A 22097-nucleotide genomic window follows, 5' to 3' on the forward strand; every position below is an offset into this window, starting at 1 on the left:
CGCCACCGGGCCCCGCAGAGCCATCCGACCCACCCGAACCCAACGTGTCCCCGCCCGCCGGCGCACCGCGCGGCCCCGCCCCCGTCGGCCCGATGCTCCCCCGGCGCCGACACCCCCGCCGGCACGGCACCCCCCGTAGGCCCGACGCCCCGGCCGCGCGTGCTCAGCCCAGGTTCGGGATGCGCCAGTCGATCGGCTCGTGGCCCTGCGCCGCCACCGCCTCGTTGATCTGGGTGAAGGGGTGGGAGCCGAAGAACTTCTTCGCGGACAGCGGGGACGGGTGGGCGCCCTGGACCACCACGTGCCGGGTCTCGTCGATCAGGCGGAGCTTCTTCTGCGCGTAGCCGCCCCAGAGGACGAAGACCGCCGGGTCGGGCCGCTCGGCGACCGCGCGGATCACCGCGTCCGTGAACTTCTCCCAGCCCTTGTTCTTGTGCGAGTTGGCCTCACCGGCGCGGACCGTGAGCACCGCGTTGAGCAGCAGCACGCCCTGCTGGGCCCACGGCATCAGATAGCCGTTGTCCGGGGTCTCCTCCCAGCCCAGCTCCCCCTTCATCTCCTTGTAGATGTTCCGCAGGGACGGCGGGATCTTCACCCCGGGACGGACCGAGAAGCACAGGCCATGGCCCTGGCCCTCGCCGTGGTACGGGTCCTGACCGAGGACGAACACCTTGACCTGGTCGAACGGCGTCGCCTCCAGCGCGGCGAAGACCTCCTCGCGCGGCGGGTAGACAGGGCCCTTCGCCCGCTCCTCCTCGACGAACTCGGTCAGCTCCTTGAAGTAGGGCTGCTGCAGTTCGTCGCCCAGAACCCCGCGCCAGGACTCGGGCAGCATGGCGATGTCGGTCACGTCAACGTCCTCACGATGTACGGTCACTTGCAGTTCCTGCCGATGCCCAAGAACCTACAGGCGGCCACTGACAATCGCCCTCGCACGCCGGTTCACCAGCTGGTCTTGCGGTGCAGCTCCCACATCATCATGATCGTCGACGGGTCGAGCGCCTGCTCGCCGCCGGAGATGTCGTCGCTGGCCGCGATGTACTGCCGCCCCTGCCACAGCGGGATCAGCCGGGCGTCGTTGACGAGGATCTGCTGGGCCTCCTCGAACGCCGTGACGACCTCGCCGCGGTCGCTCTGGGTACGCGACTCGGGCAGCAGCTTGCCGGTGATCACGGGCGACGGGTACGGCGTCCCGAGGGCGTTCCGCTCGCCGACGAACGGGGCGATGAAGTTGTCCGCGTCGGGGAAGTCCGGGAACCAGCCGCGCCCGAACACCGGGTACTCGCCCTTCTGGTAGCCGACGACATAGGTCTTCCAGGGCCGGCTTCTGAGGGTGATGGTGAACAGCCCGGAGTCGTCCAGCTGCTGCTTGAGCTCCTGGAACATCCGGCCGGTCTCGGAGCCGTAGCGGTCGGTGGTGTACCAGAAGGTGAGCGGGACCCTATGGGTGATGCCGGCGTCGGCGAGGATCTTGCGGGCCTTGGAGGTGCTGGGGTCCCCGTAGTTGTCGAAGAAGCCGGTGGTGTGGCCGGTGAGGCCCGCCGGGACCATGGAGTAGAGCGGGTCGACGGTGTCCTTGTAGACGGTGTGGGCGATCGCGGCGCGGTCGACGAGCTGGGCGACGGCCTTGCGCACGGCGGGCACCTTCGCCCACGGGTCGCTGGGGTTGAACACCAGGTAGCTGATGTCGGTGCCGGTGCCGTCGACCAGTTGCAGGTCGGTGTCGGTGTGCGCCTCCAGGGCGACGATGTCGGAGGCGGCGAGGCCGCGGTAGGTGACGTCGATGTCCCCGGACCGCAGGGCCTTGACCATGGTGGCCGAGTCCTGGAAGTAGCGGATGGTCACCGCGTCGTTCTGCTGGTCGGCGAAGCCCTGGTAGCGGTCGTTGCGGACGAGTTCGGCCCGCTTGCCGTCGTCGTACGACTTGAGGGTGTACGGCCCGGAGCCGTGCACCGAGTCGTCCTCGCGCAGCGACTTCGCGGGGTAGTCGTCGGGGTCGACGATCGACATGGCCGGGGTGGCGAGCACGAACGGGAAGGTGGCGTCGGCCTTGTCGAGGTGGAAGACCACCTCGCGGTCGCCGAGCGCCTGCACCCGGTCGAGGCTGCCGAGCAGTCCGGCGGGTCCGCTGGGCGCGTTGATGGTCCGGATCCGGTCGATGGAGTACTTGACGGCCTCGGCGTCGAGCGGGTCGCCGTCGGCGAACTTCAGACCGGAGCGCAGTTCGCAGCGGTAGGTGCGGTTGCCGGAGTCCGTGAAGGCGCACTTCTCGGCGGCGTCGGGCTGCGGGGTGGTGGCGCCGTCGGGGTAGGCGAGCAGGGTCTGGTAGATGTTCCGGAACAGTTCCCAGGAGCCGTCCCAGGAACCGGCGGGGTCGAGGGTGCTGGGGGCACTGGTGGTCCCGACGACGATCGGCCCGCTGTCACCCGTACTGCTGCTGGAGAACACTCCACAGCCGGCCACCAGGGCTATGGACGCGACAGCGGCCACTCTTCGAAGGCCTCGGTTCCGGTTGAACACGCGCTCGCTCCTCGATCCGCCATACCAGGGGTCGGCGGCAGACCATACCGCAGCGTTGTCCTCCTTGAACCGCCCCGGAAACACGGGCGTTGATCGAATGTGCTATGACGACGTTGTCATCCAGCTGTGCGGATCTTGTACGGCGGTCCGGGCGTCGTTTCCGTCGTTTCTCGGACGAAATGTCTGTGACGAAGACGACGCCCGGAGGCGGGCCGGACGGCCTGTGCTGCCGTCAGGCCACGCCGGCGTTGAGGAAGATGCCGCCGTCGACCACGAGGGTCTGGCCGGTGACCCAGTCGGACTGCTCCGACGTCAGGAACGCGGCGGCGCCGCCGATGTCGGAGGGCACGCCGAGCCGCTGGAGCGGGTAGCCCGCTGCGGCCTCCGCCTCCCGGCCCTCGTAGAGAGCCTCCGCGAACTTGGTCTTCACGACCGCGGGGGCGATCGCGTTGACCCGGACGCCCGGCGCGAACTCGTGCGCCAGCTGCTGGGTCAGGTTGATCATCGCGGCCTTGCTGATGCCGTACGCGCCGATGAACGGCGAGGCCGAAAGACCGGCGACGGAGGCGATGTTGACGATGGCGCCGCCGTTCTCCTTCTGCCAGGCGTGCCAGGTCTTCTGGGCGAAGCCGAGGGCTGAGACCACGTTGGTCTCGAACACCTTGCGGGCCACGTCCAGGTCGACGTCGGCGATCGGGCCGAACACCGGGTTGGTGCCGGCGTTGTTGACCAGGAAGTCGACGCGACCGAAGGCCTCCATGGTGCGGTCGACGACCTCGCTCTGGTGGGCCAGGTCGTGGGCCTTGCCGGCGATGCCGATGACGCGCTCGGAGCCGAGGCTCTCCACGGCCTCCTTGAGCGCGTCCTCGTTGCGGCCGGTGATGGCGACCCGGTCACCTCGGGCGATCAGCGCCTCGGCGACGCCGTAGCCGATGCCGCGGCTGGCGCCGGTGATGATGGCGACCTTGCCGGAAAGCTCGGGCAGTTCAGTCATGTCCGTGATCCTCGATAGTCCCTGGAGAGTCCCTGGTGAGTCCCTGGCGCCCGCTAGTCCAGCGGTCCGCCGGCCACGTACAGCACCTGGCCGGAGACGAACCCGGCCGCCTCGTTCGTGAAGAAGGCGATGGCGTTGGCGATGTCCTCGGGCTCGCCGACTCGCTGCACCGGGATCTGGGTGGCGGCGGCGGCCTTGAACTCCTCGAAGCCCATCTTCACGCGCTCGGCGGTGGCCTTGGTCATCTCGGTGGCGATGAACCCGGGGGCGACGGCGTTCGCGGTGATGCCGAACTTGCCGAGCTCGATGGCGAGGGTCTTGGTGAAGCCCTGCAGACCGGCCTTGGCGGCGGAGTAGTTGGCCTGGCCGCGGTTGCCGAGCGCCGAGGAGGAGGACAGGTTGACGACCCGGCCCCAGCCGGCCTCGACCATGTGCTGCTGGACGGCCTTGGTCATCAGGAAGGAGCCGCGCAGGTGCACGTTCAGGACGGTGTCCCAGTCGGACGCGGACATCTTGAACAGCAGGTTGTCGCGGAGCACGCCGGCGTTGTTGACCAGGATGGTCGGGGCGCCCAGCTCCTCGACGACCCGCGTGATCGCGGCGGCGACCTGGGCCTCGTCGGAGACGTCGGCGCCGACCGCGATCGCCTTGCCGCCGGCCGCGGTGATCTTCTCCACGGTGTCCTTGCAGGCGGCCTCGTCGAGGTCGATCACGGCGACCGCGCGACCCTCGGCGGCCAGTCGTACGGCGGTGGCGGCGCCGATACCGCGTGCGGCACCGGTGACGACCGCGACCCGCTGCTCTGTGGTGGACATTCCTGTGTCTCCTCGCCCTTGAGAGAACCTGATCGAGTGAGCCCGCTCACGGAGCCCGCCCTGCGGTGAGCGACCGCTTAGTACCTTCAGTAGACGTGACGCTAGAAGCCCTGGCACTCGGTGTCAACGTCACACCGCGCGGGTGTGATCCATTACCTCACCAGGAGGTCCAGCAACCGCTCGGTCTCGGCCGCCGGATCGACGGTGAGCCCGGTGTGCACGGGGCCGGGTTGCACGACCGTCGAGCGGGGGGCGACGAGCCAGCGGAAGCGCCGACCCGGGTCGTCGCCGGCCGCCTGCCCCGCAGCCTTCCCGCCCGCGCAGACGCCCTCGACCGCCCCGAGCGCGGCCCGTACCCCGGCGAGGTCCGCGTCCGGGTCCAGGGCCCGCAGCCGGGCCTCGTCGAGATGGGTGCGGGCACCGACGTAGGCCTTGGCCCGGCAGTAGACGATCACGCCCGCGTTGATGCACTCGCCGCGCTCCACGCGGGGTACCACGCGCAGCAGGGCGTACTCGAAGACATCCCGGTCGCCGCCCTGGCCGGACCGGGTGATGTGGCGCTCGACCACATGTCCGGCCACGTGGATGTGGGTCTGGCTCACTATGCTCCCTTGGTGAAGGGCTCGACGCCGGTGATGCGCTCATGGATGACGGCGGCCCGGGCGAGCAGCGGCCGGGCGTAGGTCCGCCGCAGGTCGTCGGGGGTGTCGAAGCCGGGCTCGTCGGCGAGCCAGACGTCGGGGATCTCGGCGGTGACCTCGGCGAGCAGGTCCTCGGTGACCCGGGGCGCCAACTCGGCGGCGGCCGCCCGGACATCGGGGGCGAAGCCGCTCAGCGCGTGGTCGGCGGCGTCGTACGCGCGGGCGGCGGAGGCCTCGGCGGCGGGCCAGTTGTGCTGCCAGATCATGGTGGCGCCGTGGTCGATGAGCCACAGGTCGCCGCGGTGCACCAGCAGGTTGGGGTTGCGCCAGGAGCGGTCGACGTTGTTGATCAGCGCGTCGAACCAGACGATCCGCCCGGCCTCCTCGGGGCTCACCGCGAAGGCAAGCGGGTCGAAGCCGAGGGCGCCGGAGAGGAAGTCCATGCCGAGGTTGGTGCCGCCGCTGCCCCGCAGCAGGTCCTGCACCTGCTGTTCGGGTTCGCCGAGCCCCAGCACGGGGTCCAGTTCGACGGTGACCAGACGGGGCATCCGGAACCCGAGTCGGCGGGCGAGTTCACCGCAGACGACCTCGGCGACCAGCGTCTTCCGGCCCTGCCCCGCGCCGGTGAACTTCATGACGTACGTCCCGAAGTCGTCGGCCTCGACGAGCCCCGGCAGCGAACCGCCCTCACGCAGGGGCGTGATATAGCGGGTCATGGTGACCTCTTTCAGCACTTTCCCAGGCCACCCATCTCTTCAACCTTGCGATCAACGACCGACTTGGCGGGGGCTCAGCAGCGGGAATCATCCGTCAACGGGCCTGGGGAGAATCTGGGGAGTTTCGGCCGGCCGGCCGATCTCTCCGCTCCCCCAGCAGTCCGTCGATGGCGGTTGCGCCCCTTGCTGCCGGCCTCCGACATGAAGTGAGCATAGTAACCGAGGGTGATCGCGGTCGAGGAGTGCCCGAGCCACCGCGCCAAGGTCACCCAAGACTCTCCCGTCGCCAGCAGCCACTGCAGTCTCGTATGCGCCGCGATGCCTTCTCCGCGGCGGCGAAAAGGCCGCTGTGCTCCCGCCGGCGGTGCGGGGCCAGGCTCGCCGGCGGTGCGGGGCCAGGCTCGCCGGCGCCGCCTGCGCGGGAGCGGTCGGCGCACCTCACCAGGATCGGGCGATGTGTGTTCACCAAGCCGCGTCGGAGGCTGGTGTGTCGACCACGGCGGCGGCCGCCTCGGTGTGCCCGGACAGCGTCAAGGTCCTGACCGTCACGGGGTTGACCACCGCGCGGGCGATGATCCCGGCGACGACGCCGGCGACCACCTGCGCGACCACGTACGCGGCCGCGTCCCGGACTCCGATCCGGCGGCGGACCAGCGCCGCCAGTGTCACCGCCGGGTTGTAGTGGCCGCCGGAGATGTGCCCGCCGGCGTAGATCATGACCATCAAGGTGGCGCCCGCCGCCAGCGGCACGAACACACTGCCGCTCAAGGCGGCGACCGCGACCGCGAACGTCAGGAAGAACGCGCCGATGAACTCGGTGACGTATTTACGCGCCGCCACCCCGTACTGCGGGAGAGGAACCGCATAGGTGACCGCTCCCTCTCATGTGACTGCTCCTGCCATGGTGGTGCTCCCTTTCTTGCTGTTCGGCCTGCCCGACGTCCTCAGCCTCCTGTCCGCCCTGGTGAATCGACATCACATGGTTTTTGCGGTTTTCATGGCATATGTCCGTATCGCAGGCTGAGCCGCCCGCCGGCGAAGGCGACGACGAATGCCCTGCGGACGGGCCGACGGCCGGTCGAGCCTTGGTGAGGCATGCGTCACACGAACTTGGTGAGGTCGGAGGGCACGGCTTGCCAGCAGGGGCCCGTCGTTCTCGCGCTGCGTCCGATTTGATCGCATGATCCCGGGGCCACCAGTGGCCGGTGGGGATCGAGGGCACGGTGTCGCAGCGCGGCGGCGATGTTGTCGAACCCCGACAGCCGCAGCATGCCGATCGCCAGGTTCCGCAGCGAGCCCATGGCCCGCGGGCTGCCGGTGCGGACCTTCGAGGCGTCTTCGGCGAAGGTGATGCCACGCGCGTGGCGGGCCCGGCTTTCGATGGCCCGGTGTCGGCGAACCCGTCCGGTCAGGTCGGCGGCTGGGTGAGCCCCTGATCCCGGCGTCGGGGCGGGCGGCCCTTCGTCCCTCGTTCCCCGGGTGGATCCGTCACGCCGGCGTGGACGGGCACCATCGTCCGCATCAAGGCGATGGGCACCAAGGCGGCCGTCGCCGGTGAACTCGCCGACGGCTGGGGCATCGAGATTCGGCCCGGCCGCCCGCTTCGCCGGCACCCCCGGGGAGGCGGCCACCCGACTCGGCCACGCCCTGACCGCCGACGACCCGGACCGCCGGACACGCGTACGCCGCCCGCCGCACCCGGCGCGCCGCGGCCCGCCGGCATCTCGGCATCTACCGCTCCCTCGGGGCGACACGGGCCGTCTCGTCCTGAATCGGGCGCCGGCCGCGGACGCCGACAGGGAACCGACAGCGCTCTTTCACCGGGCGCTCATGTCCGGGTGGTCACTATCGGGGATGCCGTCTGAACAGGTGCGGCCCGAAGACCGTACCCCTGGACGGATCAACGAGAAGCTCCGCGGAAGGGAACCCCTCACATGACCAGCGCATCGTTCAACCCCTCGGCCAAACCGGCCCGCCGTACGATCGTGGCGGCGGCCGGAGCGGCGGGGCTCGCCGCCGCGCTGACCGCCTGCGGGTCGTCCGACGACTCGTCGAGCTCGACGACCACGAACAACGCGGGCGGTGGCTCCACCACCCAGGACAGCAACGGCTCGGGCGGCTCGACCGACACCTCCACGGCGGCGGCCGGTGGCGCCGCGCTCGCCAAGACCACGGACATACCCGAGGGCGGCGGCACGATCTACAAGGACCAGGCCGTGGTCGTCACCCAGCCGGCGTCGGGCCAGTACAAGGCGTTCTCGACGAAGTGCCCGCACGCGGGCTGCGCGGTGTCGAGCATCGCCAACGGCGCGATCGTCTGTCCCTGCCACGGCAGTGAGTTCGCCATCGCCGACGGCAGCGTGAAGAAGGGCCCGGCGACGACGGGTCTGACGGCCGCGAACATCACCGTCTCCGGTGACCAGATCACGCTGGCCTGACCCTCGGCTCAGGCCCGCCCGCGCGGGTTCTTGAGGCAGCCGAGCACCTCGTCCGTGGTCGCGACCGTAGCGACCAACGCGAGGGTGTTGCGGATCATCGCGGGGGTGTACTCGGAGGGCACTCCCGCGATGGCGTCGGCCGGGACGACGGCCGTGTAGCCCCGGTTCACCGCGTCGAACACGGCGTTGGGGACGGCCACGTTGGCCGAGACCCCGGTGACGATCAGGGTGCGGCAGCCGAGGTTGCGCAGCAGCGGGTCGACGTCGGTCCCCTGGATCGGCGACAGGCCGTGCAGCCGCCGTACCACCAGGTCCTCCTCCGAGACCTCGATGGGGGGCGCGACGCGGACCGCCGCGGTGCCGGATAGCTGCTGGACGGGCAGCCGCTCGGCGGCCCGGAACAGGCGGGCGTTGCGGTTCGCGCCCCGGCCGTCGGGGCGGCGTTCGGCGAGCGCGTGGATCACCTGGACGCCGGTGTCGTGCGCGGCGGCGACCAGCCGGGCGATGTTGGCGAGGGCGCCCGACGCCCTGGCCTCGTGGGCGAGTTCGGGCAGCGCGCTCTGCGGGCCGACCACGCCCTGCTGGCACTCCACGGTGAGCAGGACGGTGCTCACGGGGTCGATGAGCTCCGCGAGCCGTTCGTACGACGGCATGTGACGCCCCCTTCCGCCTTGGTGCGGGGCGGGCGAGACTAACCAGCATTGCGCGGGAACGGAAGAAGAGGGGGCCGCATGACCGACACGCAGCGCCGGGGCCGGAAGATCATGATGACGCCCGGTGAGCTGGACGAGTTCCTCACCACACAGCGCACCTGCCGGGTGGCGACCGTGTCGGCGTCCGGCGCCCCGCATGTGAGCGCCCTGTGGTTCGCCTGGGACGGCAAGTCGCTGTGGCTGTACTCGGTGGTGCGCAGCCAGCGCTGGAAGGACCTGAGCCGCGACCCGCGGGTGGCGGTCGTGGTCGACTCCGGTGAGGAGTACGACCAGTTGCGCGGTGTGGAGCTGAGAGGGACCGTCGAGTTCGTGGGCGAGGTGCCGCGCACCGGTGAGCTGGTCGCCGAACTCGACTACGTCGAGACGCTGTTCGCCCGCAAGAACTTCGGCCTGGACGAGATGCCGCACGACGGCCGGCACGCCTGGGCCCGGCTGACCCCGGCGAAGATCGCCTCCTGGGACTTCCGCAAACTGGGGAGCTGAGGAGCGTCGCGCCTACTCGGTGGCGACGGCCGCGGCGGACAGCAGGGTCGCCGCGGCCAGAGTGCCCCAGAGGGCGGCCGGGCCGCGCGCCGCGAGCGTGGTGATGACCGCCGGGGAGACCGCGAGGCCGAAACCGGTGGAGAGCTGGAACCGGGCCAGGGCCCGGCCCAGGACATGGGCCGGGGCGAGATGGGTCACGAGCGCGGTGGCGCTGCCGGCGTAGCCGATCTCGCCGAGGGTGCAGACCACGGACACCGCGGCGAGGGCCGGGGCGCCCCACCCGGGTCCCGCTCCGGCGACCGTGAGAAAGCCGAGGTAGGACGCGGTGAGCACCAGGCCGGCCAGGGCGAGCCCGGTCCGCCGGGAGAACCGGGACATCAGGACGGTGACCGGCACCTGGAGCACGACCACCAGTACCGTGTTGGCCACGAAGATCACGGCCGACCACGCCGGGGGCGCGTGCAGCTGCGTCACCAGGACCAGCGGGAGCGCGACTTCGGGGACGTTGAGGCAGAAGACGTAGACCACGTTGGCGATCAGCAGCGCGCGCATCCGGGGCGCGGGCCGGTCGTCCCCGTCCTCGGCCGGGACGTCGGCCGGCTGCGCATGGATGCGGACCGACCAGGCCAGGGCCGCGGCGACGCAGTAGGCGAGCCCGGTGCCGGCCGCCAGGGCCCGGAACGCGGTGCTGCCGCCCGCCAGGCAGGCGGTGGCGACGAGTGCGCCGACGCCCATACCGGCGTTGCGCAGAGCGCGGCCCGCCGCCAGGGCCGCGTCGCGGTCCCGGCCGTGGGCGACCGTGGCCACGAGGGCGGCGTGGGCGGCCGGCCAGGCCTGGTTGCCGATGCCGAGGAAGAGCGACGCCGCCACGAACAAGGAGACGTGTCCCGCCGGGGCCGCCAGCAGCAGGACCACGCCCACCACCCGCACCAGCATCGAGGCCGCCACGGCCGAGCTCCGGGCGCCCCGGTCCAGCCAGCGGCCCACCGCGGGCATGCACACCAGACCCGCGACGATACCGACGGTCATGGCGGCGCCGGTGACGGGCGCGGACAGCCGCAGCACCGTCACCCCGTAGAGCAGCAGAAAGGGCCGCAGCAGACCGGTGCCGAGCGCGTCCACGGCGAGGGCGAAGGCATATCGGGGGCCTCCCGAGGCCCGGACGAGGGTGCGGGGCCGGATGCCGGTGGTGGTTGTCATGGCCCCCAAGCTGCGGTCATCCGCCGTGCGGGGCGCGCCGGTTGACGGATACCGTCAACCGGCGTCGTCGTCCACCGTCCGGCCGGGGATGATGACCGGATGACGCTTCGCATCGACATCAGCGGGCCGCCGGCCGAGCGGCTGCGGTTCGCCGCCTCGCCGCTGGCCGAGCTGACCGCGATGCTGCATGTGCTGGCCGAACCCGGGCATCATCCGCAGCTGGCCGGCTGGGCCGCGGACGTCTGGGCCGGGCTGCGGCCGGAGCTGGCCGAGCGGCTCCGGGAGGCGGACTTCCTCTGGCGGTCCTCACAGGCGGACTTCCTGATCCCCGCCCGGCCCCGGCCCACCCTCGCCGAGGAGCTGGACGACGTGGACCGGATCGACGACGAACGGTATGTGACCGCCGCGCTCGTCACCACGTGCGGCAGCAGCCGGGTGCACTTCGCCACCCGGTCGCCGCTCGCCGACCCGGCCGCACGCGAGCGGGCCCTGGATCTGGCGCAGGCCCGCGGCGCGTCCCAGGAGGCCTTCGCGGAACGGCTGCTCGCGGACCCGGCCGCGGTGCGGGCCCGGTTGCGCGACACCCTCGAACAATGTGCCGAGGCGTTCTTCGACGCCGCCTGGACGGGTGGCGCGGTGCGGCTCGCCGCCGATCTGCGGCTGAAGAACACGGTGCTGAAACGCCAGGGCGTCGGCGCGGCGCTCGCCTCGGTCTCCGGGGCGGTCACCCTGGCACCGGACGGCGACTGCATCATCGTGGACAAGCTGCAGGACAAGTCGACCACGGCCCAGGGCACCGGGGTCACCTTCATCCCGACCGTCTTCGGCCGCCCGCACCTGGTGGCGGTCCACACACCCGGGTGGCAGCCGGTGGTGCAGTACCCCGTGGCCGAGCCGGGCCCGTCGGAGCCGGTGCCGCTGGAGACGGTCACGCTACGGCTGGAGGCACTCGCGCATCCGGTACGGCTGCGGCTGCTGCGCACGCTGGCCCGGGGCCCGCACACCACCCGCGAGCTGGCCCACGCCTGGGAACTCTCGCCCCCCGAGGTCTCCCGTCACCTCGCCGTCCTGCGCCGCGCCGGCCTGCTCACGACCCGGCGCCAAGGCCGGTACGTCCGCTACACGCTCAGCCTGCCCGACCTGACGGCGCTGGGCAGCGACCTGCTGGCGGCCGTACTGCGCTGAACGGCCGTGGTCCGCCCCCGGACGATCGGCCGGCGCTCGGCGCGGGGTGGTTCAGGAGATCGTCTCGGCGGCGCCCCGCAGGGCCTGTACCGCCGCCCGGATCGAGGGGCGGCGGTCGGCGTCGGCCCGCCAGACGACGTACACATGGCGGCGCACCCGCTGCTTCAGCGGCACCGTCAGGATGCCCTCCGGCACCGGGTGGCGGCCCAGCAGCGGGACGATGCAGACCCCCAACCCGGCGGCCACCAGGTTGAGTTGGGTGTGGGTCTCGGCCGCACGGTGGCCGATGAGCGGTTCGATGCCGCGGGAGCGGAGCGTGAACATCAGCCACTCGTGGCAGAACTCGCCCTCGCCCCAGGTGATCCACTCGTCGTCGGCGAACTCCCCCAGGTCCACTTCGTCCCGTCCGGCCAGCCGGTGCCCGGCCGGCAGGGCCACCTCGGCGGGGTCGTCCATCAGCGGCGCCTTGACCAGCCCGTCGGGCAGCGGCATCGGCTTGTTGTACCAGTCCAGGACGACGGCGAGGTCGAGGTCGCCGCGCACCACCCCGGCGACGCCGTTCTCCGGTTCGAGTTCGCTGGAGCGCACGCGCAGCGCCGGGTGCTGGGCGCGCAGGGCGGCCAGTGCGGTCGGGAACAGGCCGCGGGCGGCCGTCGGGAACGCCGCCACCCTGAGCTCGCCGACGACCTGACCGCGGTGCGCCTCCAGGTCGGACTGGGCCAGCTCCACCTGGGAGAGGATCCGGGTCGCGTGCTCGGCGAGCAGCCGGCCGGCGTCGGTGAGCCGCACCCCCCGGCCGTTCCTGGCGAGGAGCTGCTGGTCCACCTCGCGCTCCAACTTGCCCATCTGCTGCGACACCGCCGACGTGGTGACATGCAGGGCCTCGGCGGCCCCGCTCACCGAGCCGTACCGGGCGAGGGCGTCAAGGGTGCGCAGGCGCTCCAGGTTCAACATGTAAGCGATCCTAAGAGGTACCGACCGGGAAGCCTCAATTGCGCTACGACGTTGGTGCCGGTGTCCGCAACGCGACCTCGCCGCCGTGGGGAAGCGTCTCCCCTGGCTGGGCCGGCCCTGGGCCTGCTCCAGGCCGGCCCTAGGCCTGGATGCGCCCCCTCGCCGGTGTGACCGCTGCCGCCACGGCCGCCGCCAGCGGACGGGTCTCCTCGGGGGTCAGTGTCGAGACCGTGATCCGGATGCCGGGCGGGGAGGCCAGGCGGTACACCGCCCCCGGGGACACCGCCCACCCCTCGTGCAGCAGCCGGGACACCGCGCCCGTCTCGTCCGGGACCGGGACCCACACGTTCATGCCACTGCGGCCGTGCGCCTCGATGCCGTGGTCCGCGAGCGCGTCGATCAGCAGCTCGCGGCGGGCCCGGTAGGCCGCCGCCACCTCCGGGCCGTGCACCGCGCCGTCCGCCCGCATCCGGACCACCGTGCGCTGGAGCAGGCGGCTCACCCAGCCCGGTCCCAGCCGCTGCCGGCCCCGTACCCGGTCGACGGTGACCTCGTCGCCGGTCATGACGGCCAGCCGCAGGTCCGGGCCGTAGGCCTTCGCGACCGAGCGGACGAAGGCCCAGTGCCTGGTGGCGCCCACCAGAGGATGCAGGGGGAGGTCGACGATGCCGTGGCCGTGGTCGTCCTCGATCAGCAGGGTGTGCGGGTGGTCGCGCAGCACGGCGCGCAGCGCACGCGCGCGTGCGGCGCTCACCGCGGCGCCGGTGGGGTTGTGCGCCCGGGCGGTGACGATCAGGGCGCGCGCCCCGGACTCCAGCGCCCGGCGCAGGCTGTCGGCGCGCGGTCCGTCGTCGTCGACGGCCACCGGGACGGTGCGCAGCCCGAGCGCGGGGACGAGATCGAGGGTGCGGCCCCAGCCGGGGTCCTCGACGGCGACCGGGTCGCCCGGCTTGAGGTGTGCCAGCAGAACCCGCTCGACGGCGTCGAGGGAGCCGGAGGTGACGGTGAGCGGCCCGTCGGGCACGCCGTCGGTGGCGAGTTCGGCGCGTGAGATCCGCTCCAGCTCCGGCTCGACGGGGTCGACGCCGTAGAGGACCGGGGCGCGGTCGCCCTCGTCGGCCGCCATCGCCGCCAGGGCCGGTGCGAGGGCGGGGAGCAGCGTGGGGTCGGGGTTGCCGGAGGACAGGTCACGCACGCCGGCCGGGACGTCGACCCGGATCTGGTCCCGCCCGGTGGTGGCCGGTTTGGACCGGACACGGCTGCCCCGCCGGCCTGCGGTCTCGATGACCCCGCGCTCACGCAGGGTCCGGTAGGCGGCCGCGACCGTGTTGGGATTCACCCCGAGCCGGGCCGCCAACTCCCGCATCGGCGGCAGCAGTCGGCCCGGTTCCAGCTCGCCCGCACCTACCGCGCGCTCGACGCTGGCGGCAATCTCCGCTGCGCCCCGGCCTTCGATCCGATATTCTCCTAGCACAAAGCAGATTATGCACTAGTGCAATGGAGATCCGCAATGGAGACCGCCGAGCCCGCCGTGCAGGGGACCGTCCCGACGCAGTCCGCCGCCTACACCCCGACCGACCGCAGCGTCCCGACGCGCTCCGCCGAGAGGGCGTCGTACGACAAGGAAGTGGTGCACTCGATCCTCGACGAGGGGTACCTCTGCCACCTCGGCTTCGTGCGCGACGGCGCGCCGGTGGTGCTGCCGACGCTGTTCGCCCGGGTGGGCGAGGTGCTGTACCTGCACGGCTCGACGGGCTCGCGCCCGCTGCGGATGACCGGCCAGGCCGACCCCGGGCTCCCGGTGTGCGTGACGGTCACCCATGTCGACGGCCTTGTGCTGGCCCGCTCCGCCTTCCACCACTCGATCAACTACCGCTCGGTCGTGGTGCACGGCATCGCCCACCAGGTCACCGACCCCGAGGAGAAGCGGCTCGCGCTGGACGCCCTGGTCGACCATGTGGTCCCGGGCCGCTCGGCCGACTCCCGCCCGGCGGACAAGAAGGAACTGGCCGCGACGGCGGTGATCCGCCTGGACCTGACCGAGGTCTCGGCCAAGACCCGCACGGGCGGCGCCCACGACGAGCCCGAGGACCTGGACCTGCCGTACTGGGCGGGCGTGGTGCCGCTGCGGAAGGGCTACGGCACTCCGATCGCCAACGGCGACCTGGCGGCGGACGTCCCGGTTCCGTCGTACGTGAAGCACGCCTGACGCACGTTCCGGCAAGGGCCGACGCGCCCCTTCCTCAGGGGCGCGGGGCCGTGGCGTGACAAGCCTCCGCCGCACCCGCCGGCGGGGCGGGTCACCCCGCGGACGTCGGGGCGACCCGCCCCTCCACCGCGCTCCGGTCCACCACCGGCTCCTTCGCCGGAGCCGACGACTGCGCGATGAACGCGCCCAGCAGCACCACGGCCCCGCCCAGCATCTGCGGCGCCGCCAGCCGCTCCCCCAGCAGCACCCAGGCCAGCACGGTCGCCACGACCGCCTCGAGACAGGCCACCACCCCGGCGACCTGCGGAGACAGCCGCCGTACCGACACCACACCGGTGACGTAGGCGATGACCGTCGCGACCAGCACGATCCACACCAGCAGGGCGGCCGCCGGCACCGTCGTCCCGTTCATCCGCGCGGAGCCGGCCAGTACCGACCAGTCCATCGCCCACGGCCGCGCCACGACCGTCAGCGCCCCGGCACCCACCAGCAGCCCGTACGCGATGACGCCCAGGGGATCCACGCCGTCTCCGCCACCGTGATCGGCGAGCACAAAGTACCCCACCTGACAGCACGCCGCCGCCAGGGCCAGCGCCAGCCCCAGCGCGTCGAAACTCAGTCCCGCCCACACCTCCACGACACAGGCGAGGCCGCCGGCCGCGAGGACGACACCGAGCGCGGCGGCGCGGGTCACCGGCCGGCGCTGGACGAAGCGGACCCAGCCGAGCACCAACGCGGGGGCGAGGTACTCCACGAGCAGCGCCACTCCCACGGGTATGCGGGAGATCGCGGCGAAGTAGCAGGCCTGGACACCCGCGACGGCGAGCAGTCCGAACCCGGCGAGCAGCGCGGGCCGGCGGCGCGGCAGGTCACGGTGGCGGACGGCGAGCGGCAGCATCACCAGGGCGGCACCCGCCACCCGCAGCCACACCACGTGCAGCGGGTCGAGCCCGGCCTCGATCAGGGGCTTGGCCGCGACGCCGGAGCCGCCGAAGGCGAGCGCCGATCCGAGGGCGAGGGAGAGCCCGAGGTCCCTGCCATGGCTGCTGTCAGTGATACGCACCGGCACATGATGCCAGGGGACGACATGAGCGTCACGCCCTTTGACCCCTGTCTCAACGGCTGGACGTGCGGCTTTCCGTCTCCGCGTCCCACACTCCGCCGTCCCCGTCGACCCGCACGGCCAGGGCACGGGCGGCCACTCCGGCCCGCTCCAGCACCTCCACGGCCCGGGACTCCGGGTCCACGACGAGGCCCGCCAGCAGATCGGTGCCGTCGGCCTGGTCCGCGGTGCGGCGCCGGGCACGGCTGCGGGCGTACTCCAGGGCGGCCGCGGCCACCGGCGACCAGGCCCCGTCACCCTTCGCCCCGGCCCGCGGAACGGCCGGCAGCGCGCCGGAGTCCTCGATCCCGCTCTGCCAGCGCAGGCCGTAGCCGATGCTGCGCTGCACGAGATAGCCGAGCAGCCGGGCGAGTTGCGGGGCGTCGCCGATGACGGCGCGGACCTCGGGGTCGTACTCGATCAGCGAGTGCAGCAGATGGGCGGTGTCGACCTGTCGGTCCCCGTCCCGCACCGCCCTCCGGCGGGCACCGGCGACCACCGCTGCCAGCTCGGCACCGAGCCCGGCATCGTCGTCCGCTTGGATGCTGCCCTGGTCCTGGACGGGCTGGCGGGGAATACGGGGTTGCACATCCCCTACCTCATCAACCGCAAGCGCTTGAGTCATCGCCAAGGGGAAGCATCTTCGCGTCCCACGGAGAGTGGACGGCGACGGCCGGAATCTCCTCCTTACGGATGAGATCAGGCCGATTCCCCCGCGAGGGCGCGCGCCGTCTTGCCGTGCGCCCCGTACGCAACCGCCGCGCACCGGTCGCACGTCTCTCGTCGTCGTGGAGAGCGGGTGCGGTTGCTGGCTGGTCGCGCTGCCTGCGGTCGACGGCAGGCAGTACGTGTACCGGGTGTACGCACCCGAGGACGCGCTGCCCGCGGACCTGTTCTGGGATGCGTGGCACTGTCACGACGAAAGCGCGTTCCCGCGGGCCTGGGACCTGTTCGACGCGGCGGAGATACGACGGGTGGGCTGAGGCTCCGGGCGCGACCGGGGATCCCCACATTTCCTGACGGTTCATCAGTATTGAATGTTCGAGGCCCTGCGGCTACGTTCCGCGACACCGTAGCCCGATACGAAGGGGTGGTCGCATGGCCGAAGTCAGCGCGGAGGCACGCATCCAGGCACCGGCCGAGAAGGTGTGGGCACAGCTCACCGACTGGCCGGCGTACGGGCAGTGGAACGCGACCCACACCAGTTTCCCCAAGGGCGGCCCGGAGAACCTGGCGGTGGGCGGCACCTTCCAGGAGAACATGAAGCTGATGGGCTTCCCGGCGGAGGTCGAGTGGACCATCGAGGAGCTGGAGCCGGCGCGGGTGCTGGCGATCCGCGGCAAGGGCCCGATGGCGGTGACCGTCGCGACCCGCTACACGCTGACCCCGGACGGGGACGCGACCGGGGTGCGGATCGACGGTGAGTTCACGGGCGCGGCGGTGTCGCTGATGGCGGGCAAGCTCAAGGACTCGGCGACGGCGGCCCTGAACGAGTCGCTGCGCAAGCTGGGCGGGCTGGTGGCCTGAGCCCTGCCCCGGGCAGCCGGAAGGGCGCCCCGCGGATCAGTCCACGGGGCGCCCTGTTCGCCGTGCCCACGAGGGTCAGTCCTCGTCGGCGAGGATGAGGTACAGCTTCTTGCGGGTCTCGTTGATGACGGCCAGCGCCTTCTCGCGCTGCTCCTTGGTGCCGGTCTTCCAGACCTGCCCGAAGGCCTCCATCAGACCGAAGCCGGCCTGCCGGATCTCACCGAGGGCTTCGAAGTCGACCCCACGGGAAGCGTCTTCCCAGGGGGCGTCCGGGCCCTCGTCGGCGGTCGTACGGCCACTGTCGGTGAGGGAGAACAGCTTCTTGCCGCCCTCGCTCTCGCTGGTGATCAGGCCCTCGTCCTCCAGCAGCTGGAGGGTGGGGTAGACCGAGCCGGGGCTGGGCTTCCACGCTCCGCCGCTGCGCTCGGCGATCTCCTGGATCATCTCGTAGCCGTGCATCGGGCGGTCCTTCAGCAGGGCCAGGATCGAGGCCCGGACGTCACCGCGCCGCGCCCTCCCCCTGGGACCTCCACGCCCTCGCGGCCCCCAGTGCCCCGGACCGAAGCCGGGCCCGCCGGGGCCGAAGCCGGGGCCGCCCGGGCCGAAGGGCCCGAACGCCGCACGGCGTCCCTGTCGCTGTCCATGTCCACGCTCGTGTCCGTGGGAACGCATGACAATCACTCCATTCCATCGTTGATCTGTCGCGTATCGTTCGCGATGTCTCAACGATATATCGGGAGTGTTCGGATGACAACCCTCTTCCGGTCACCCCTTCGGCTGCGAACTGCGGCGTTGCATGACCATGCGTTGTGATGCATACTCTTCCTATGTCCAAGGTCCTCACCTCCCTTCCCGCCGGCGAGCGCGTCGGCATCGCCTTCTCCGGCGGGCTCGACACCTCGGTCGCGGTCGCGTGGATGCGCGACAAGGGCGCCGTCCCGTGCACCTACACCGCCGACATCGGCCAGTACGACGAGCCCGACATCGCCTCGGTGCCCGGCCGCGCGCACACCTACGGTGCCGAGATCGCGCGCCTGGTCGACTGCCGGGCCGCGCTGGTCGAGGAGGGCCTGGCCGCACTGACCTGCGGCGCGTTCCACATCCGCTCGGGCGGGCGGGCGTACTTCAACACCACCCCGCTGGGCCGTGCCGTCACCGGCACGCTGCTGGTGCGGGCCATGCTGGAGGACGACGTCCAGATCTGGGGCGACGGCTCGACCTTCAAGGGCAACGACATCGAGCGGTTCTACCGGTACGGTCTGCTCGCCAACCCGCACCTGCGGATCTACAAGCCCTGGCTGGACGCGGACTTCGTCACCGAACTCGGCGGCCGCAAGGAGATGTCCGAGTGGCTGCTCGCGCACGGGCTGCCGTACCGGGACAGCACCGAGAAGGCGTACTCCACGGACGCCAACATCTGGGGCGCCACGCACGAGGCGAAGACCCTGGAGCACCTGGACAACGGCATCGAGACCGTCGACCCGATCATGGGCGTGCGCTTCTGGGACCCCGAGGTCGAGATCCTCCCCGAGGACGTGACGATCGGCTTCGACCAGGGCCGTCCTGTGACGGTCAACGGCAAGGAGTTCGGGACCGCCGTCGAGCTGGTCATGGAGGCCAACGCGATCGGCGGCCGGCACGGGCTCGGCATGTCCGACCAGATCGAGAACCGGATCATCGAGGCCAAGAGCCGCGGGATCTACGAGGCGCCGGGCATGGCGCTGCTGCACGCCGCGTACGAGCGGCTGGTCAACGCGATCCACAACGAGGACACGGTCGCCCAGTACCACAACGAGGGTCGGCGGCTCGGCCGGCTGATGTACGAGGGCCGGTGGCTGGACCCGCAGGCGCTGATGATCCGCGAGTCGCTGCAGCGGTGGGTCGGCGCGGCCGTCACCGGTGAGGTGACGCTGCGGCTGCGGCGCGGCGAGGACTACTCGATCCTCGACACCACGGGGCCGGCGTTCAGCTACCACCCCGACAAGCTGTCGATGGAGCGCACCGAGGACGCGGCGTTCGGTCCGGTGGACCGGATCGGCCAGCTCACCATGCGCAACCTCGACATCGCCGACTCCCGCGCGAAGCTGGAGCAGTACGCGGGCCTCGGCCTGATCGGCTCCGCCAACCCGGCGATCGGTGCGGCGCAGGCCGCGGCGACGGGCCTGATCGGCAGCATGCCGGAGGGCGGCGCCGAGGCGATCGCGTCCCGCGGGGAGGCCGCGCCGGACGCCGACGAACTGCTGGACCGGGCGGCGATGGAACTGGGCACGGACTGAGCGTGCCGCTCAGAGGGGCCGACTCGTCAGGGGTCGGCCCCTTTTCCTGTGGGGGGGCGAAAGCGGGCACGACCGCCGTTCGGGTTGGCGACCGGATGGCCGGTGCGGCACCGTCGCACGGTTTCGCGCAGTTCCCCGCGCCCCCCAAGAACGCGCCATCCTGGCCCGCGACCGGACAGCCCGTGCGGGCCCTGTGCAACCCTCTCGGCTCTCGATCTCCGGTGGGTCTCGAAGCCCCCTTCGGCCCCGTCTGTCCGCCTCAACAGCGTTCAGCCATGGCGGCGTTGTCAGGTGATGCAGGGATCGGGACCGGAAATCGGTCCAGTAGGACCGGATTGGCCTTGGGCGGTGGTCTCGTGGAAGCCCTAGCGTCTGGTCCATGCGGATTCGAATCGTCGATGCTTTTGCCGAGCGGGCCTTCGCCGGGAACCCGGCCGGGGTCGTGTTGCTGGACGGGTTTCCCGATGACGGTTGGATGCAGAGCGTCGCCATGGAGGTGAACCACGCCGAGACCGCGTTCGCGCACCCCCTGCCCGAGGGCGCGGACGCCGACTGGGCGTTGCGGTGGTTCACCCCGGTCACGGAGGTCGCGATGTGCGGGCACGCCACGCTCGCCACCGCCCATGTGATCGGTACGACGGGGGCACAGGCAGGGCCCGTGCGGTTCGCCACCCGGAGCGGGGTGCTGATCGCGACGCCCGGCACGGACGGGACGATCACCCTCGACTTCCCCACCGCCCCGCTCACCCGCGTCGACATCCCCGCCGGTGTCGCCGGCGCGCTCGGCGCCGAACCCGTCGCCGGCTTCGACACCGGACCCAACATCGGCGACCTGCTGCTCGAACTCGCCGACGAGAAGACCGTGCTCGGCCTCTCCCCCGACCTCAGGGCCCTCGGCGCCCACTCCACGCGCGGGATCATCGCCACCGCACGTGCCGAGGACCCGACGAAGGGCTACGACTACGTCTCCCGCTGCTTCTTCCCCAACGTCGGTATCGACGAGGACCCGGTGACCGGCAGTGCGCACACCGCTCTCGCCCCGCACTGGTCGGCCCGGCTGGGCAGGACAGATCTGACCGGCCTCCAGGCCTCCCGTCGTACCGGCTTCGTCCGCACCTCGCTGCGCGGCGACCGCACCCTGCTCACCGGCCGGGCCACCACCGTGATCGACGGGGAACTGCTCACGCCGTAGGCAGCCAGCCCACCTTGCCCGCCAGCAGCGCGTAGCCGACGAACGCGCCGATGTCGAGCAGGGAATGTGCCACCACCAGGGGACCGACCCGGCCCCACCGCCGGTACAGGTAGACGAAGACCACGCCCATCGCCATGTTGCCGACGAAGCCGCCGATCCCCTGGTACAGGTGGTACGACCCGCGCAGTACGGAACTGGCCACCAGGGCCGTGCCCGCGCTCCACCCCAACTGGTCCAGCCGGCGCAGCAGATAGCCGACGACGATGACCTCTTCGAGGATCGCGTTCTGCATCGCGGAGAGGATCAGCACGGGGTACTTCCACCACACGTCCGGCAGCGCCTCCGGCACCACCGTGAGGTTGAAGCCGAGGCCGCGTGCGGCCAGGTAGAAGGCGATTCCGGTGCTGCCGATCACCGCCGCGATCCCCGCCCCGCGCCCGAGGTCGGGCCAGGGGCGGGTGCGGTCGAAGCCGAGCGTGCGCAGGCTCGCGCCCTCGCGCAGGAGGAGGTGGGCGACCAGGAGGACGGGGACCAGTGCACTCGCGATGCCGAACAGCTGCCAGGCGAGATCCAGCCAGGGGCGGCCCGGCGCGGCGGACGCGTTGAGGGTGGCCGCCTGGTCCTTGAGGCCGCCCGGTTTGGTGACCGATCCGACAAAGCTGATCAGGGCGGACACCCCACTCGCGCCGAGCGAAAGCCCCAGAACGAGCAGCGTCTCATCCCTGAACATGCGCTGCGAGGGCCGCTCCAGCGGGTAAGCACCGGCCACCTGATCCGCCTCCACCTGCACTCCTGCCTCCAGTTGAGCAATCCCGCCCCATGCCCATCTTGGCCCCGCCACTGCCTCGAAAGCAGTTACGGGCAAGACCGTGCGTGCCGGGCTGCCGGGAGGACAGGGAGGGCACCACCACATGAGACGTCACAGCTTGCCCGATCAACCCCACGCGGGCGCGGCCGCCCCCCGTCGCCGGGCCCGCCGTCGCACGGGCGCCATGGCGACGGCCCTGGTCCTGATCGCCGCCGGGGGCAAGGAAAGGCAACGGCCGCCCAAGCCAAGGGCAGGTTCAACGCCCTGGTCCTCCTGACGGACGGCGCGAACAGGACCCCGGCGGCGCCTTCCGCACAGCAGCGT

Annotated in this window: 23 protein-coding genes; 8 read left to right on the top strand and 15 right to left on the bottom strand. The window is 71.7% G+C overall.

All coding sequences use genetic code 11. From position 1 onward, the window contains the following. Positions 1–163: 163 nt before the first annotated feature. The 7 genes from ung to ACWGJB_RS29950 form a co-directional block, all read right to left on the bottom strand. Positions 164–850, bottom strand: a complete 687-nt coding sequence (gene ung, locus ACWGJB_RS29920) for a uracil-DNA glycosylase (RefSeq protein ID WP_453383236.1) — start codon at positions 848–850, stop codon at positions 164–166. A gap of 92 nt (positions 851–942) precedes the next feature. Further along, a complete protein-coding gene (locus ACWGJB_RS29925; protein WP_453383171.1) occupies positions 943–2520 on the bottom strand; it encodes an ABC transporter substrate-binding protein in 1578 nt (525 codons plus the stop codon). A 232-nt stretch (positions 2521–2752) separates the two neighbouring features. Then, positions 2753–3514 (bottom strand): SDR family oxidoreductase, encoded by a 762-nt coding sequence (locus ACWGJB_RS29930; RefSeq protein ID WP_360493238.1) that lies wholly within the window; start codon positions 3512–3514, stop codon positions 2753–2755. A 53-nt stretch (positions 3515–3567) separates the two neighbouring features. Beyond that, on the bottom strand, positions 3568–4329 hold the full coding sequence (gene fabG, locus ACWGJB_RS29935) for a 3-oxoacyl-ACP reductase FabG (RefSeq protein WP_351706229.1): 762 nt from the start codon (positions 4327–4329) through the stop codon (positions 3568–3570). A gap of 152 nt (positions 4330–4481) precedes the next feature. After that, the gene (locus tag ACWGJB_RS29940) at positions 4482–4898 is read right to left on the bottom strand and encodes a DUF3037 domain-containing protein (RefSeq protein ID WP_453383237.1); all 417 of its coding nucleotides are present in this window, start codon (positions 4896–4898) and stop codon (positions 4482–4484) included. A 32-nt stretch (positions 4899–4930) separates the two neighbouring features. Further along, positions 4931–5704, bottom strand: a complete 774-nt coding sequence (locus ACWGJB_RS29945) for a HipA family kinase (protein WP_453383172.1) — start codon at positions 5702–5704, stop codon at positions 4931–4933. A 444-nt stretch (positions 5705–6148) separates the two neighbouring features. Continuing rightward, positions 6149–6526, bottom strand: coding sequence for an aquaporin (locus tag ACWGJB_RS29950; RefSeq protein ID WP_453383173.1), 378 nt, complete (start codon positions 6524–6526; stop codon positions 6149–6151). Positions 6527–7620: 1094 nt separating this feature from the next. On the opposite strand from ACWGJB_RS29950, the gene ACWGJB_RS29955 reads away from it, so the two are divergent. After that, positions 7621–8124, top strand: a complete 504-nt coding sequence (locus ACWGJB_RS29955; RefSeq protein WP_453383174.1) for a Rieske (2Fe-2S) protein — start codon at positions 7621–7623, stop codon at positions 8122–8124. Between the two features lie 8 nt (positions 8125–8132). Here the strand turns inward: ACWGJB_RS29955 and ACWGJB_RS29960 are convergent, their stop codons facing one another. Beyond that, a complete protein-coding gene (locus tag ACWGJB_RS29960) occupies positions 8133–8777 on the bottom strand; it encodes a cysteine hydrolase (RefSeq protein WP_453383175.1) in 645 nt (214 codons plus the stop codon). A 78-nt stretch (positions 8778–8855) separates the two neighbouring features. On the opposite strand from ACWGJB_RS29960, the gene ACWGJB_RS29965 reads away from it, so the two are divergent. Then, on the top strand, positions 8856–9320 hold the full coding sequence (locus tag ACWGJB_RS29965) for a pyridoxamine 5'-phosphate oxidase family protein (RefSeq protein WP_450763314.1): 465 nt from the start codon (positions 8856–8858) through the stop codon (positions 9318–9320). A 12-nt stretch (positions 9321–9332) separates the two neighbouring features. Here the strand turns inward: ACWGJB_RS29965 and ACWGJB_RS29970 are convergent, their stop codons facing one another. Beyond that, positions 9333–10520 carry an MFS transporter gene (locus tag ACWGJB_RS29970; protein ID WP_453383176.1) on the bottom strand — a complete coding sequence of 396 codons (1188 nt, stop codon included), beginning with the start codon at positions 10518–10520 and terminating at the stop codon, positions 9333–9335. Positions 10521–10619: 99 nt separating this feature from the next. Here ACWGJB_RS29970 and ACWGJB_RS29975 point away from each other — a divergent pair, with 99 nt between their 5' ends. Next, positions 10620–11705 (top strand): DUF5937 family protein, encoded by a 1086-nt coding sequence (locus tag ACWGJB_RS29975; protein WP_453383177.1) that lies wholly within the window; start codon positions 10620–10622, stop codon positions 11703–11705. A 51-nt stretch (positions 11706–11756) separates the two neighbouring features. On the opposite strand, the gene ACWGJB_RS29980 is transcribed toward ACWGJB_RS29975, so the two are convergent. Then, positions 11757–12659: a LysR family transcriptional regulator gene (locus ACWGJB_RS29980; protein ID WP_453383178.1), complete on the bottom strand. Its 903-nt coding sequence runs from the start codon at positions 12657–12659 to the stop codon at positions 11757–11759. A gap of 139 nt (positions 12660–12798) precedes the next feature. Next, on the bottom strand, positions 12799–14133 hold the full coding sequence (locus ACWGJB_RS29985; protein ID WP_453383179.1) for an aminotransferase class I/II-fold pyridoxal phosphate-dependent enzyme: 1335 nt from the start codon (positions 14131–14133) through the stop codon (positions 12799–12801). Between the two features lie 36 nt (positions 14134–14169). Here ACWGJB_RS29985 and ACWGJB_RS29990 point away from each other — a divergent pair, with 36 nt between their 5' ends. Further along, positions 14170–14868: a pyridoxamine 5'-phosphate oxidase family protein gene (locus ACWGJB_RS29990; RefSeq protein ID WP_453383180.1), complete on the top strand. Its 699-nt coding sequence runs from the start codon at positions 14170–14172 to the stop codon at positions 14866–14868. A 91-nt stretch (positions 14869–14959) separates the two neighbouring features. Here ACWGJB_RS29990 and ACWGJB_RS29995 read toward each other — a convergent pair whose 3' ends face one another. Then, complete coding sequence (locus ACWGJB_RS29995) at positions 14960–15931, bottom strand: EamA family transporter (RefSeq protein ID WP_453383181.1); 972 nt, start codon at positions 15929–15931, stop codon at positions 14960–14962. A 52-nt stretch (positions 15932–15983) separates the two neighbouring features. Continuing rightward, entirely contained in the window at positions 15984–16559 is a 576-nt protein-coding gene (locus tag ACWGJB_RS30000) for a Clp protease N-terminal domain-containing protein (RefSeq protein ID WP_453383182.1), read from the bottom strand. A 199-nt stretch (positions 16560–16758) separates the two neighbouring features. Between ACWGJB_RS30000 and ACWGJB_RS30005 the strand changes: the two genes are divergently transcribed. Together ACWGJB_RS30005 and ACWGJB_RS30010 are read left to right on the top strand one after the other, a co-directional pair. Continuing rightward, a complete protein-coding gene (locus ACWGJB_RS30005) occupies positions 16759–16953 on the top strand; it encodes a hypothetical protein (RefSeq protein WP_360493190.1) in 195 nt (64 codons plus the stop codon). Between the two features lie 115 nt (positions 16954–17068). Further along, the gene (locus ACWGJB_RS30010) at positions 17069–17497 is read left to right on the top strand and encodes a type II toxin-antitoxin system Rv0910 family toxin (RefSeq protein ID WP_453383183.1); all 429 of its coding nucleotides are present in this window, start codon (positions 17069–17071) and stop codon (positions 17495–17497) included. 75 nt (positions 17498–17572) lie between these two features. Here the strand turns inward: ACWGJB_RS30010 and ACWGJB_RS30015 are convergent, their stop codons facing one another. Next, entirely contained in the window at positions 17573–18169 is a 597-nt protein-coding gene (locus ACWGJB_RS30015; RefSeq protein ID WP_453383184.1) for a PadR family transcriptional regulator, read from the bottom strand. Positions 18170–18324: 155 nt separating this feature from the next. Between ACWGJB_RS30015 and argG the strand changes: the two genes are divergently transcribed. Together argG and ACWGJB_RS30025 are read left to right on the top strand one after the other, a co-directional pair. Further along, a complete protein-coding gene (gene argG / locus ACWGJB_RS30020; RefSeq protein WP_453383185.1) occupies positions 18325–19773 on the top strand; it encodes an argininosuccinate synthase in 1449 nt (482 codons plus the stop codon). 379 nt (positions 19774–20152) lie between these two features. Beyond that, positions 20153–20965 carry a PhzF family phenazine biosynthesis protein gene (locus ACWGJB_RS30025; protein ID WP_453383186.1) on the top strand — a complete coding sequence of 271 codons (813 nt, stop codon included), beginning with the start codon at positions 20153–20155 and terminating at the stop codon, positions 20963–20965. Here the strand turns inward: ACWGJB_RS30025 and ACWGJB_RS30030 are convergent. Next, positions 20955–21695 carry a CPBP family intramembrane glutamic endopeptidase gene (locus ACWGJB_RS30030; protein WP_453383238.1) on the bottom strand — a complete coding sequence of 247 codons (741 nt, stop codon included), beginning with the start codon at positions 21693–21695 and terminating at the stop codon, positions 20955–20957. The two genes, ACWGJB_RS30025 and ACWGJB_RS30030, sit on opposite strands and share 11 nt — an antisense overlap. Positions 21696–22097 lie beyond the last annotated feature (402 nt).

The organism is Streptomyces sp. NPDC054813 (genome assembly GCF_053611365.1).